Origin of the sequence: Fuscibacter oryzae, from assembly GCF_016765795.1 — a bacterium.
GTDB lineage: Bacteria > Pseudomonadota > Alphaproteobacteria > Rhodobacterales > Rhodobacteraceae > Fuscibacter > Fuscibacter oryzae.
On the sequence record NZ_JAESVP010000004.1, the window covers coordinates 301,212 to 313,629 of the forward strand.

A 12,418-nucleotide genomic window follows, 5' to 3' on the forward strand; every position below is an offset into this window, starting at 1 on the left:
AGGTTGAGATGGCTGGGCACCCGCCCTATAAGGTGGGCCGACAGCCAAGGACAACAAGCCAGATGAGCGACCAAAGCACGACCCATTTCGGCTTTCAGACCGTACCGGAGGGCGACAAGGCCGGAATGGTGCATGGGGTCTTTACCCGCGTTGCCTCGAAATACGACATCATGAACGATGTGATGTCGATGGGAATTCACCGCGTCTGGAAGGATGCGATGATGGACTGGCTGGCCCCTCGCCCCGGTCAGCGGCTGCTGGATGTCGCGGGCGGGACGGGCGATGTTTCGTTCCGTTTCCTTGGCCGGGCAGCGGGCGCGCATGCCACTGTCTGCGATATGACCGAATCGATGTTGGTCGAAGGGCGCCACCGTGCCGAGGCCGACCGCATGGCCGACAGTCTTGATTGGGTGGTCGGCGATGCCATGGCGCTGCCCTTTGCCGACAATTCGTTCGACGTTTACACGATCAGCTTTGGCATCAGGAACGTCACCCGCATTCCCGACGCCCTGCGCGAAGCCTACCGCGTGCTGCGCCCAGGTGGCCGCTTGATGGTGCTGGAGTTCAGCCAGATCCCGAACGAAGGGCTGCAATGGCTGTATGACCGCTACAGCTTCAATGTGATTCCGGTGATGGGCCAGATCATCGCCAAGGATCGCGACAGCTATCAGTACCTGGTCGAATCCATCCGCAACTTCCCTGAACAAGAGACGTTCGCCGGAATGATCCGCGTTGCCGGCTTCGGTCAGGTCAAATACCGCAACCTGACCATGGGCATCGCGGCGCTGCATTCCGGCTGGAAGATCTGATGCGCGGTCCGCACAACATCCTGCGCCTGATCCGCACCGGCGCGACCTTTGAACGCAGCGGAGCAATGGCCGTGGTGCTGGAGGCGATGAGCGCCCCGCCCCGTCTGCGGTTTGCCGCGCGGCTTTTGGGCTGGCCGTTCAAATGGCTGGGCGTCAAGGGCGACCCGGCTTTGCCACCCGTGACCCGCGCGATTACCGCGCTGGGCCCGGCCTATATCAAATTCGGTCAAATCCTATCGACCCGGCCCGACATCGTGGGCGCGGAACTGGCCGAGCAGTTGAAGTACCTGCAAGACAAACTGCCGCCCTTCCCGATGGAAGAGGCCCGCGCGATGATTGAGGCAGAACTGGGCGCGCCGGTCGAGGAGCTGTTCAGCGCCTTTTCCGAACCCGTCGCGGCGGCCTCGATTGCGCAGGTTCATCGTGCTATGGTGGCAGAGACGGGGCGCGATGTTGCGGTCAAGGTACTGCGCCCGGGCATTGAAAAGGCCTTTCGCCGCGACATTGACGCCTTTTACTTTGCGGCCCGCACCATCGAATTTCTGGCCCCCTTTTCGCGTCGCCTGCGCCCGGTGGATGTGGTCGCGCATTTCGAAGGTGTGGTTCTGGGAGAGTTGGACCTGCGGCTAGAGGCCTCTGCCGCGTCGGAATTCGCGGTGAACACCAGGAACGACGCCGGATTTCAGGTGCCAGAGCCGGTCTGGCCGCTGTCGGCCCGCGCGGTTTTGACGCTGGGCTGGGCCGAGGGGATTTCGCTGGCCGACAATGACTCGCTGGATGCGGCGGGCCATGACCGGGTGGCGCTGGCGGCGCGGGTGCTGTCGCTGTTCTTGTCCCATGCGCTGCGCGACGGGCTGTTTCACGGCGACATGCATCAGGGCAACCTGAAGGTGGCTGCAAATGGCGACATCATCGCCTATGATTTCGGCATCATGGGGCGGATCGACGAATACACCCGCCGGGTTTACGCCGAGATCCTCTATGGCTTCATCAAGCGTGATTACCGGCGCGTGGCTGAAGTGCATTTCGAGGCGGGCTATGTGCCTGCCGACCGCAACATCGATGAGTTTGCCCTGGCCCTGCGCGCCGTGGGAGAGCCGATCTTCGGGATGGAGGCCAGCCGTGTTTCCATGGCCCGCCTGCTGGCCTTCCTGTTCGAAGTCACCGAAAAATTCGGAATGCAAACCCGGACCGAGCTGATCTTGCTGCAACGCACCATGGTTGTGGTCGAAGGGGTCGCCCGCTCGCTTGATTCGCATATCAACATCTGGCAGGTCGCGCGCCCGGTGGTCGAGGGCTATATCAGCCGCAATCTTGGTCCGCTGGCGATGTTGCGCGATCTGGCCAAGACGGCGCGCGTTCTGGGTCGGTTCGGGCCGCGCCTGCCGCGCATGGTCGAAGATGCCCTGATCGCGCGGGCGACGAGCTTGCCACCCTTGCAGCGCAGCCTCGCCCCGCGCAGAGCGGTTCTGGCGCTGGGCATTGCGGCGGTTTTTGCCTTGGGTATTTGGTTGGGCCACAGCGTTTTTTAGCGTGATCTTAGGCAGGCGGTTGCCGCAGGGCGGTGATTTTGGCAGAGGCAACCTCTACCCCGCCTTTCAGGATAAGGGTTGCGCCATCAGCTCCTTGGCGCGCTTCGATGATTGTGGCGTAGCTTTGCACCTCTGACGTGCCAAGCAACTGCTCCCCTCGGTAGTTTTCGACCGACAGCGTGTAAAGCCCCTGAGGCAGGGCACCGCCGCTGGCGGTGGCCGGCGTCCAGTCCATCTGCCCGCCCGCCGCGGGCAGATCCTCTCGCGCGGCGGTGTTGCCGTTCATATCCTTGACCACAAGAACCGCGCGGTCGGCCCCAGTGGCGGCGGTCACATCGATGGTGACTGTGTTGCCATTCACGAACACCGGCCCAGGGCTGCGCGCCTCTTGCCCGACCCAGCCCGCCAGTTGCGCCATGCCCAACAGCGCCATCTGGCTGCTCAGGCCTTGCAGCAGGCTGTTGGTCTTGGTTTGCTGCTCCACTGCCGAAAACTGTGCCAATTGCGTGGCGAACTGGGTGGAATCAACCGGATTCAAAGGGTCCTGATTGGTCATCTGCGTGGTCAGCAGTTTCAGGAACGTGTCGAAATCCGACGTGATCTGGCTGGTGGTGTTTTGCGTCGCTGTTGGCGTTTGTGTCGTGTTCGTCGTGATCGCGGTGACCATGGCTGTGTTCCTATAAACGAAGGTCCAGCCCGTCGGTGGCGACGGGGTTCTGAAAGGCGGGTGAGGGCTGAGGCTCTGGCAATGCGGGGGCCAATTCAGCGAATGTCTCAAAGGCGGATGTGGTATCCGGCTGTTCGGATGCAGGGTGACGGCCACCAGAGCCTGCAAAATCCAATGTCGCGCCGCCGTATCCGGCGGCGGCCAGTTCCGATCGCAGGTCACTGGCGTGACGGCGCATCAGTTCCAGCGTTTCGGGCCGGTCGGCCGTCAGCGTGACAACCAGCGTATCGCCATGCTGGCGAATATCGAACTTGATGCGCCCCAATTCTTCGGGGGCGAGTGTCAGTTCGCTCCTGTTGGCATGTGTGGCAAGCTGCGCGCCGGTTTCGGTCAGCAATTTTGTCAGATGGCCCGCCGCCTGCTTGTGCGGTGCAAGCAAAGCCAGATCTGCTTGGCGTTGTTCCAGGCGAGGCTCCGAAATCGGTGCACCCGATAGGGGCACGTCACCGGAGGTATCGGTTCTGAGTGCGGCAAGGTCATCTGCCGCAGGCTCTGCCGCTGCGTCCAGCCGAAATCTTGCGGCGCTTTCCATGGCGCCGCGGGTTAAGTTTGGCAGGGCTGCGGCCTCTGTGGTGGCATCTTCCGCCACCAGGTCAGGCGGGGCAGTCGTGGGCAACCCTTGCCGCAACCCCTGCACAGGCGCAGAGGTTGCGGCCCCGGATGCTTTCGCTGGCGGACGCGACGCGCCAGTCGTCAAAGCAGCCATCTGCTCCGCAGCATCGTGCGGCAAGTGCGAATCGCCTTGTTGCGTAAGGGACTTCGAGACTTCGGGTTGCAATTCGGCGGCGGCAACGCCTTCGCCGGGTTTGACCGGTAGCGGGACGGGCATCATCGGCAGGCCCATGAACATGGCCATTGCGGCGTCAGAATCGGCAGGGTCCGGGATTTCCTGATCCTGCGAATGCTTTTCCCCCGTGGCGTTATCGGTGGCCTCGTCAGTGGCTTTTTCGGTGGTCTCGACCGCGATTTCGCCGGTGGCTTCAGCCACGGCACTTGTGGGTTCCGGCGTCTTTTCTGGTGTATCCCCGGCAACAAGCCCAAGAAAAGCCCCTGCCATTGCTGATTGGGTGTCGGGCACCTCGACCCTACCGGGTCCGGGTGTAGGAGGGGCAAGGGAAACAAGGGTCAGCATGGTATCCAACTTCTGTCGGGGCACGCGCAGTCTACCAGCCGAAAGTTACCGGCTGTTTACCGCCATGGGGCCATGATCGGAAAATCCAGAAGGAGACCGACATGGATATTTCCCTTTCGCCCGCCGCCAGGCTGGCTACGCCGCAAGACCGCGCGCTCTGGGCCAAGGCACAGGAGCTGGAGGCAACCTTTCTCTCTGAAATGTTGAAGGATACCGGCCTTGGCAAATCCGAAGGTAGTTTTGCAGGCGGCATAGGAGAGGAGCAGTTCGGCTCTTTCCTGCGCGATGAGCAGGCAAAACTGATTGTCGGGCGTGGCGGCGTTGGCCTGGCAGAGCAGATTTTCCGCAGCCTTCGCCAAGGAGGGGCAGGATGACCGGAGCCGCATTGTACGTCTTGCTGGACCGCGTCGATAATGCGGTCACCCGCGCCGATCTGGGGGATCTGGCAGAGCTTGCCACCTTGATGGAAGCAGCAGTGCAGGATTTCGACCCGGCGATTGATGCCAACACATCGCGCATGTTGTCCGACCGCGCCGCCCAGGTCACCACCCGGCTGGACGCTGCTCGGCGCGGTGTGCAAGCGGCCCGCCGCCGCATGCAGGAAATTCGCGCCGCATGCGAGTTGCGCACCTATGACCGCGCAGGCCAGGCACACAATCTGGCAGCAGGCCCGAACCCCACGCCCCACCGGTTTTGAAGAAATAGATCAAATGCTGTGCAAACGGGGGGTGACGATTAGGAAAGCCTTAGAACCTGATAGTCTTCAATCAACCTGCATCCCATGAGGGGGTGGCGCTGCGGTCCTGCCGCAGCACAGGCCGAACAGCCCTATGGTCAGCCTTGCGGCTGACAGAACCCGCCGGACGGAAAATTCCGGCAGAAGACTGAGGTATCGGACATGTCGTCCATTCTGACCAACACCAGTGCCATGGTTGCTCTTCAGACTATGAAGGGCATCAACGCCAGCATGAACAAGACCCAGAACGAAATCTCGACCGGCAAAAGCGTGGCGACCGCCCGCGACAACGCCGCAACTTGGGCGATCTCGAAAACGATGGAATCGGACGTCAAGGGTTTCAAGACCATTTCGAGCAGCCTCGCCTTGGGCTCCTCGACGGTTGAAGTGGCGCGTCAGGCCTCTGAAAAGGTCAACAGCCTGCTGACCGACATCAAGGGCAAGATCGTCGAAGCGCAAGACAGCAACAAAGACCGCACCAAGATTCAGACCGATATCGTCGCCTTGCGTGACCAGATCACCTCTGTGGTCGGTGCGGCGCAATACAACGGGTTGAACCTGGTCAATGGCTCGGTCACCTCGATGGATGTTCTGGCCTCGCTGGACCGCAATGCAACCAGCGTCTCGTCCTCGTCGATCACGGTTTCGGCTCAGAACCTGTCAACCGGTGGCTATACAGCGAACGATGTGTTCGGTGCCACGACCGGCGGCACGGTTTCGACCGACGCCGACACCTTTGTTCTGGCGCTGGATCAGGGCGGTGGCACCGATGATATCACCATCCAGGATGGTGCTACAGCCTGGGCTGCGGGCGACCGCATTTCGATCCGGCTTGGTGACAAGACGGCATCCTACACCGTCTCCGACAGCGATGTGACCAGTGGCGCGAACTCGATCGCTGATCTGGTGGCCGTGGGGCTGAAGAACTCGATCGACGCGCTGGGGATCAGCGGCCTGACGGTCGATTACGACTCGGCAGCGCCGGGTCAGATCGCGTTCACCAACAACGGCACTTCCGACCTGTCGGTTTCGGGGCAGTTCAAGAACGCCGGATCGGGCGGCCTGAGCGCGCTGTCCTCGATTGACGTGTCGACCTCGGCAGGGGCGACGGCGGCTCTGGCCAGTATTGATGCGCTGGAACAGACAGCCATTGATGCGGCCTCGTCCTTCGGTTCTTCGCAGAACCGGATCGACATCCAGAAGGACTTTGTTGGCCAGTTGACCGACGCCCTCAAGGCGGGGATCGGCTCGATGGTGGATGCCGATATGGAGGAAACCTCGGCCCGCTTGCAGGCTTTGCAGGTGCAACAACAATTGGCGACCCAATCGCTGTCGATTGCAAACCAGGCGCCGCAAAGCATCCTGTCGCTGTTCAGGTAAGCAGACCGGGGGCGGGACTATCCCGCCCCTTCCCTCACCGCCCCTTGACCCCTCGATTTGCCGGAGAACCCTTCCGTGTCAGCCCTTTCCGTGGCGGCGCAGGCTGCCTATTCCCGCCCCACCCCGAATGTCCTCAGTCCGCGCGCTGCGGAATATGACCTGCTTGGCCGCGTCACGCGCCGATTGTCAGACGGCTGGCGCAAGCGCGAGACCGATCTGGCAGGCCTTATGGCTGCCGTTGATGAGAATGAGCGGGTCTGGTCTACCCTCGCGCAAGAGGTGGCCGATCCGGCCAATGCGCTGCCCTCAGAGCTGCGTGCAAAGCTGTTTTACCTCTATGAATTCGCTCGCCATCATGGGCAACTTGTCCGGCAGGGCAAGGCATCGGCCGAGATACTGGTGGAAATCAACACGGCGGTGATGCGCGGCTTGCGCGGGCAGGTGCCGGCATGAGCGGCCTTGTCCTGAAGCTGGGTCCGCATGAGCGGGTTCTGATCAATGGCGCGGTGATCGAAAACGGCGAAAAACGCTCTCGTCTTGCGGTGGTCTCGCCGAATGTGAACATCCTGCGCCTGCGCGATGCCATTCACCCGGAACAGGTCAATACGCCGGTTCGTCGGGTGTGCTATATCGCGCAGCTTGTGCTGTCCGGCGATGCCGATCCGGCCGAGGCGCGCTTGCAGTTGTTGCGCGGTATTGAGCAGCTCAGCCAGGTTCTGGTTGATTATGACAGCCGCAGCTTGCTGAATCTGGCCACCGCTGCGGTGCTGGAAGATCAGCATTACCAGGTGCTTAAACACCTGCGCGCCCTATTGCCGCGCGAAGAGCGGCTTATGGCGGCGCATCGCGCATGACCTATACCCCCGCTCTGCCCCTGACCGGATATGCAGGGTGGGCCCTGCTGAAGCGCACTATGGCTGTGCAGCAAAAGGCCTATCTCGCCCAGCCACAGATCACGCGGGATGAGGATTACTTCAAGGCAAAGATCGGTCAGGTGAAAACGGCCGAACAACTGGTCTCGGACCGGCGGTTGCTAAAGGTCACCTTGGGGGCCTTTGGCCTTGAAAGCGATCTGAACAGCAAGTTCTTCATCCAGAAAATCCTGGAAAGCAGCACGATAGACCCCAGTTCTCTTGCCAGCCGCCTGTCTGACAAGAAGTATCTGCAACTGGCTTCTGCCTTCGGTTTTGGTGACTATTCCACACCACGGACCCAGCTTTCGACCTTTCCGCAAGAAATCTTGTCATCCTACGAAACCCGCAGTTTCGAAACCGCGGTTGGCGAGCAGAATGACAATATGCGATTGGCGATGAACGCAGAACGAGAGCTGGGCAAGCTGGCCGCGAAATCCTCGTCTGAAAACACCAAGTGGTTCACCGTTCTGGGTGATACGCCGCTGCGCACAGTGTTTGAAAAGGCGCTGGGCTTGCCAACCTCCTTTGGGCAACTGGACGTTGACAAGCAGTTGGACATGATCCGCCAAAAGGCCGAGGCGCAATTGGGCAGCGGGGCGATTGCGCAGTTCACAGACGCGGGGGCGGTCACAAAGCTGATCCACCGCTTTCTGGTCCGCTCTGAAATCAGCCAATATGCCACGTCGGGCAGCAGCGCACAGACGGCGCTGACCCTTCTGCAAAGCCGATTGCGTTAGGCATCAGCCGCCCCCAAGGCTGGCCAGAATTGCGGCCAGACGGGCAAAGCTTGCCTCTACACCGCCGGTCGGGGCATCCTCACCGATGAAACCATCCAATGCGGGCCAAATCTGCATTGCACGATCCACCACCGGATCGGTGCCCTTCACATAAAGGCCCGCCTGAATCATCAGCTCCGCCCGATCCCAGGCGCCAAGCAGCTTGCGCACCTCTGCGATCAGACCATTTTCCTCCTCGGTGGCGGCCTCTGGCAGACTGCGAGAGACGCTGCGCAGCAGGTCAATCGCCGGAAACCTGCCACGCTCGGCAATCTTGCGGTCCATCACCACATGGCCATCCAGCACGCCGCGAAGGATGTCTGCCACCGGCTCGTCCATGTCTGATCCGGCGACCAGAACCGAGAAAATCGCGGTGATGTCGCCAACGTCTTCCGGCCCCGGCCCGGCCCGCTCGGCCATGGCCATGATGGTCTGGCCAAGTGACGGCGGATAGCCACGCAGCGCGGCGGGTTCACCTGCGGCCAAGGCCACCTCGCGATGCGCTTCGGCAAAGCGGGTGACCGAATCGACCAGCAACAGCACATGAAGACCCTGATCGCGGAAATGTTCGGCCACTGCCATCGCGGTCCAGGCGCAGCGGCGCCGTGTCAGCGCGGAAAGATCCGAGGTTGCCGTGACAATCACCGAACGGGCCATCCCTTCGGTACCCAGAACGCGCTCCGTGAACTCTCGCAATTCGCGGCCCCGCTCGCCCACCAGGGCGATGACCACGACATCGGCATCAACCTTTCGGGCGAATTTCGCCAGCAGCGACGATTTTCCAACCCCAGATCCGGCGAAAAGCCCGATCCGTTGGCCGCGCACCAAGGGCAGCATGGTGTCAAACACCGCCACGCCGGTGGAGAGCCGCGCGCCCAGCCGCTTGCGTCGCGCGGCCAAAGGTGCGTCGGTGCGAATCGGCCGAAGGTTTGGCCCCTGTTGCAAAGGTTTGCCATCCAGCGGCTGGCCATAGGGATCAACGATCCGCCCGATCCAGCCATCATGCGGGGCGATGCCCCCCCGGCCCGCCGCCTCGACGGTCTGACCAATGGTCAAACCGTCGGCGGAACCATCTGGCAGAACCACAGTTTCATCGGGTTTCAGGCCGATGACCTCCCCCCCCAAGGCCCCCATTTCCACCCGGTCACCCAGAGAAAGGGCGGCCTCCAGCCCCGTTACCCGCACCGTTCCGGCCTCAATTCGGGCGATGCGGCCAACGGGGAAAACCACCGGGGTTCGGGCAATTTCGGCACGCAGAGCAGCGAAAATATCCGTCATCTGATTCCCCCTTTCTTCATGCTTACCGTTTCTAAAGGAATCACCCTTAAGCCTTGATGAAGCAGGTCACGGGAGAAGCCCGGATGTTCGAATCCTTGAAACTGACTGCCATGGCTCAGGCCATGGCCGCCCATGCCGGAAGCCGCATGGGTCTGATTGCGCGAAACGTGGCAAATGCCGATACGCCCGGTTATCGGGCGCTGGATATTCCCAGCTTTTCTGAAATCTATAAGGGGGGCGGTGCCTTTGACGCCGGTTCCCTTGCTGACATGAAGGCGGGCAAAGCCCTGCCGTTCATTGCGCCGGGTGATGTTGAACCGAACGGGAATTCGGTTTCGGTCGAGGTGGAAATGGTCAAGGCCGCCGAAGCGCGGCAAGAGCAGGAAATGGCTCTGGCCATCTATCGCAGTGCCTCGGGCATCATCCGCGCCAGCCTTGGCAGAACGTGAAAGGGCGCCGGATATGAGTGAACTTCTTCAATCCTTGTCCTACTCGGCCTCGGGGATGCAGGCGCAGGCCACCCGGTTGCGCCATGTATCGGAAAACATTTCGAACGCCGATACGCCGGGCTACCACCGCAAGCTGATTTCCTTTCAGGAGCAATTGGACAGCGGTCAGGTCACGACAGGGCCGGTCAGTCTGGATCAAAGCCCTCTGCAAAGCACTTACGATCCCAGCAACCCCCTGGCCGATGACACCGGGCATTTCGACGGCTCGAATGTCGATCTTGTGACGGAGATGGCTGACGCGCGCGAAGCGCAGCGCAGCTACGAGGCCAATCTGCGAATTTTCGATCAGGCCCGCACTATGACCCTCAGCCTGTTCGAACTGCTGAAACGATAGGACCACCCCATGGATATCAAGACCACCCTTGCCACACAGGGCTATTTTCAGGCGCGCAGCGTTGCGGCACCGCAGCCGGCGTCTGCCGAAGAAGGGTTTGCCAATTTCGTCTCGGGCTTTGCAGCCACCCTGTCCGAAGGTGAGGCAACTGCCCGCGCCGCGATGGTGGGCGGTGCCGACCCCCACGCATTGGTGCGGGCGCTGGCTGACAGTCAACTGGCCGTCGAAACGGTTTCGACCGTGCGCGACAAGGTGGTCGAGGCCTATCAGGAAATTCTGAGGATGCCCGTATGACGCAGGAACTGCTGTATGACGTCTTGCGCCAGGGTCTGTGGGTTGCCGTTCAGATCTCTGCTCCGCTGCTTTCCGTGGCCCTGGTTGCGGGTGTCGTCATCGGGCTGTTCCAGGCGCTGACCTCGATTCAGGAAATGACGCTGACCTTTGTCCCCAAAGTGGGGGTGATGCTCGCGGTCTTCTGGGTCTCGATGAGTTTCATGACCGCGACGCTGGTTACCCGCCTGCGCCGCCTGATCGCCGACCGGCAGACCGAATCGGTCGAAATCCTGCGGGGCTGGATGGAACTTGAGGAGGAGAAGAGCTGATGGCAATCCGGCTGGAAGTCTTTGAAACCGGCAGAAAAGATGATCCGTCGGAAATGGTCGTGACCGACAGTGGCCATTTTGAGGAAATGAAACTGGCCTCGTTCGAAGAGGGATATTCAGCGGGGTGGGAGGACGCAGTTGCGGCCCATTCCGGCGATCAGACCCGGATGCGTGACGATCTGGCGAGAAATTTCCAATCGCTGGCCTTCACCTATCACGAGGCCCGCGAGCATATTCTGCAATCAATCGAGCCGCTGATCCGCGAGATGGTCTCGCGTGTTCTGCCAAGGGTCGCGCAGGCATCGCTTGCGCCGCTTATCCTTGAAACCCTACGCCCCATTGTTGCCGCAGCCTCCAATGCGCCAATGGTGCTGGTGATCAACCCGAATGCGCGCCCCGCGGTTGAAGCCGTCTTGACCGGCGACAAGGCAATTCCCCTTCAGATTCAGGATGAACCCTCGCTGGGCGAAGGGCAGGCCTACATCCGTTTTGCGCGGTCAGAAACCCGGATCGATCTGGACAGGGCGCTGGCTGCCATCGCGGCGGCCTTGGAAGATTTCTTCAAACTCGCACTCACGGAGACCGAACATGGATGAGACCACAGACAGCAACCCTTTCGCGCAGGTTCCGATAGAGGTGACCATTTCTGTTGGAAGAGCCAGACCTTTGGTGCGCGACCTGCTGCGCTTGGCGCGCGACGCCGTTCTTCCCCTGGATCGCCGGGTGGACGACCCGGTCGAGCTTTATGTCGGGGATCGCCTGATTGCGCGTGGCGAGTTGCAAGAGCTGGATGGTGATGCGGCGGGTCAGTTGGCAGTTCGTCTGACAGAAGTCGCCAACCTGCGAGGCGGGTTGTGAGGCGGATCACGGCGCTTGCCATCTGTCTGGCTTTGGCAGCGGCCCCGGCATTCGCGCAAAATCTGTCTGTCGATCTGAACGCGGCGCTGGGTGACGGGTCGCTTGCGGGCCGGGCGGTTCAGCTTTTTTTGCTGGTGACGGTTCTTGGCCTTGTGCCGGGCCTGTTGCTGATGGTGACCTGTTTTCCTTTCATCGTAACCGTGCTGTCCATCTTGCGGCAGGGAATCGGTTTGCAGCAATCGCCCCCCAACATGCTTATTGTCAGCCTCGCGCTGTTTTTAAGCTGGTTCGTGATGGACCCGGTGCTAACGGAAGCCTGGGTCAAGGGGATTGAGCCTTTGACCGCAGGGAAGATCACCCCAGAGCAGGCCATTCCTGCGGCCCTTGCACCGTTTCGCGCCTTCATGGCCGGCCGATTGGACCCAGAGACTTTCACCGCCCTACAGGCCTTGCGCCCTGCGGCAGTTGTCGTGACGCCCCCCGAGGCGCCGCTTTCGCTTTTGGTGCCGTCCTTCATCCTGTCCGAAATTCAACGGGCCTTCGAGATCGGATTCCTGGTCTATCTGCCATTTCTCATCATCGACCTCGTGACTTCGGCGGTCCTGATGTCTATGGGCATGATGATGGTCTCGCCAGCGGTGGTCTCGCTCCCGTTCAAACTGGCGTTTTTTGTTGTCGCAGATGGCTGGACGTTGATCTCCAGCGCGCTTGTTCGCAGCTATCTGTAGTGGAAACTCTTGCGAGGGGTACCTGCCTGTCGGCAGGGGAATAACGCCAATAATCACCAACTCTGGCGTCGTAGCAGCCGCTCATCGCGGGTCCATCACAAGT

The 12,418-nt window shown here is 61.2% G+C and carries 18 protein-coding genes; 15 read left to right on the forward strand and 3 right to left on the reverse strand.

The features are described 5' to 3' along the window. The first annotated feature begins 62 nt into the window (after positions 1-62). Positions 63-809: a bifunctional demethylmenaquinone methyltransferase/2-methoxy-6-polyprenyl-1,4-benzoquinol methylase UbiE gene (gene ubiE / locus JI744_RS09630; RefSeq protein WP_202660050.1), complete on the forward strand. Its 747-nt coding sequence runs from the start codon at positions 63-65 to the stop codon at positions 807-809. Further along, positions 809-2,341: a 2-polyprenylphenol 6-hydroxylase gene (gene ubiB, locus JI744_RS09635; protein WP_202660052.1), complete on the forward strand. Its 1,533-nt coding sequence runs from the start codon at positions 809-811 to the stop codon at positions 2,339-2,341. The genes ubiE and ubiB overlap by 1 nt, the downstream gene beginning before the upstream one ends. A gap of 7 nt (positions 2,342-2,348) precedes the next feature. Here the strand turns inward: ubiB and JI744_RS09640 are convergent, their stop codons facing one another. Beyond that, positions 2,349-3,008: a flagellar hook capping FlgD N-terminal domain-containing protein gene (locus JI744_RS09640; protein WP_202660062.1), complete on the reverse strand. Its 660-nt coding sequence runs from the start codon at positions 3,006-3,008 to the stop codon at positions 2,349-2,351. Between the two features lie 10 nt (positions 3,009-3,018). Then, a complete protein-coding gene (locus JI744_RS19325; protein WP_202660064.1) occupies positions 3,019-4,146 on the reverse strand; it encodes a flagellar hook-length control protein FliK in 1,128 nt (375 codons plus the stop codon). 155 nt (positions 4,147-4,301) lie between these two features. Here JI744_RS19325 and JI744_RS09650 point away from each other — a divergent pair, with 155 nt between their 5' ends. From JI744_RS09650 to JI744_RS09675, 6 genes are all read left to right on the forward strand, one after another. After that, positions 4,302-4,574 carry a rod-binding protein gene (locus JI744_RS09650; RefSeq protein ID WP_202660066.1) on the forward strand — a complete coding sequence of 91 codons (273 nt, stop codon included), beginning with the start codon at positions 4,302-4,304 and terminating at the stop codon, positions 4,572-4,574. Further along, the gene (locus JI744_RS09655) at positions 4,571-4,897 is read left to right on the forward strand and encodes a hypothetical protein (protein WP_202660068.1); all 327 of its coding nucleotides are present in this window, start codon (positions 4,571-4,573) and stop codon (positions 4,895-4,897) included. Before JI744_RS09650 ends, JI744_RS09655 begins: the two co-directional genes overlap by 4 nt. 201 nt (positions 4,898-5,098) lie before the next feature. After that, positions 5,099-6,316 carry a flagellin gene (locus JI744_RS09660; protein WP_202660070.1) on the forward strand — a complete coding sequence of 406 codons (1,218 nt, stop codon included), beginning with the start codon at positions 5,099-5,101 and terminating at the stop codon, positions 6,314-6,316. Between the two features lie 75 nt (positions 6,317-6,391). Beyond that, positions 6,392-6,769 (forward strand): flagellar biosynthesis regulator FlaF, encoded by a 378-nt coding sequence (gene flaF / locus JI744_RS09665; RefSeq protein ID WP_202660072.1) that lies wholly within the window; start codon positions 6,392-6,394, stop codon positions 6,767-6,769. Continuing rightward, on the forward strand, positions 6,766-7,170 hold the full coding sequence (gene flbT / locus JI744_RS09670; protein ID WP_202660075.1) for a flagellar biosynthesis repressor FlbT: 405 nt from the start codon (positions 6,766-6,768) through the stop codon (positions 7,168-7,170). The genes flaF and flbT overlap by 4 nt, the downstream gene beginning before the upstream one ends. Beyond that, positions 7,167-7,967, forward strand: coding sequence for a DUF1217 domain-containing protein (locus tag JI744_RS09675; RefSeq protein WP_202660077.1), 801 nt, complete (start codon positions 7,167-7,169; stop codon positions 7,965-7,967). Before flbT ends, JI744_RS09675 begins: the two co-directional genes overlap by 4 nt. Positions 7,968-7,970: 3 nt before the next feature. Here JI744_RS09675 and JI744_RS09680 read toward each other — a convergent pair whose 3' ends face one another. Further along, positions 7,971-9,284 (reverse strand): FliI/YscN family ATPase, encoded by a 1,314-nt coding sequence (locus tag JI744_RS09680; protein ID WP_202660079.1) that lies wholly within the window; start codon positions 9,282-9,284, stop codon positions 7,971-7,973. A 56-nt stretch (positions 9,285-9,340) separates the two neighbouring features. Between JI744_RS09680 and JI744_RS09685 the strand changes: the two genes are divergently transcribed. The 7 genes from JI744_RS09685 to fliP are packed head-to-tail and all read left to right on the forward strand — an operon-like array spanning position 9,341 to position 12,315. Further along, complete coding sequence (locus tag JI744_RS09685; RefSeq protein ID WP_236019364.1) at positions 9,341-9,733, forward strand: FlgB family protein; 393 nt, start codon at positions 9,341-9,343, stop codon at positions 9,731-9,733. A gap of 13 nt (positions 9,734-9,746) precedes the next feature. Beyond that, a complete protein-coding gene (flgC, locus tag JI744_RS09690; RefSeq protein ID WP_202660081.1) occupies positions 9,747-10,127 on the forward strand; it encodes a flagellar basal body rod protein FlgC in 381 nt (126 codons plus the stop codon). 9 nt (positions 10,128-10,136) lie between these two features. Then, a complete protein-coding gene (fliE, locus tag JI744_RS09695; protein WP_202660083.1) occupies positions 10,137-10,421 on the forward strand; it encodes a flagellar hook-basal body complex protein FliE in 285 nt (94 codons plus the stop codon). Continuing rightward, a complete protein-coding gene (locus tag JI744_RS09700; RefSeq protein WP_202660085.1) occupies positions 10,418-10,729 on the forward strand; it encodes a flagellar biosynthetic protein FliQ in 312 nt (103 codons plus the stop codon). Before fliE ends, JI744_RS09700 begins: the two co-directional genes overlap by 4 nt. After that, a complete protein-coding gene (locus tag JI744_RS09705) occupies positions 10,729-11,325 on the forward strand; it encodes a FliH/SctL family protein (RefSeq protein WP_202660087.1) in 597 nt (198 codons plus the stop codon). The genes JI744_RS09700 and JI744_RS09705 overlap by 1 nt, the downstream gene beginning before the upstream one ends. Further along, entirely contained in the window at positions 11,318-11,587 is a 270-nt protein-coding gene (locus JI744_RS09710; RefSeq protein WP_202660089.1) for a FliM/FliN family flagellar motor switch protein, read from the forward strand. The genes JI744_RS09705 and JI744_RS09710 overlap by 8 nt, the downstream gene beginning before the upstream one ends. Further along, the gene (gene fliP, locus JI744_RS09715) at positions 11,584-12,315 is read left to right on the forward strand and encodes a flagellar type III secretion system pore protein FliP (protein WP_407927553.1); all 732 of its coding nucleotides are present in this window, start codon (positions 11,584-11,586) and stop codon (positions 12,313-12,315) included. The genes JI744_RS09710 and fliP overlap by 4 nt, the downstream gene beginning before the upstream one ends. Positions 12,316-12,418: the final 103 nt, after the last annotated feature.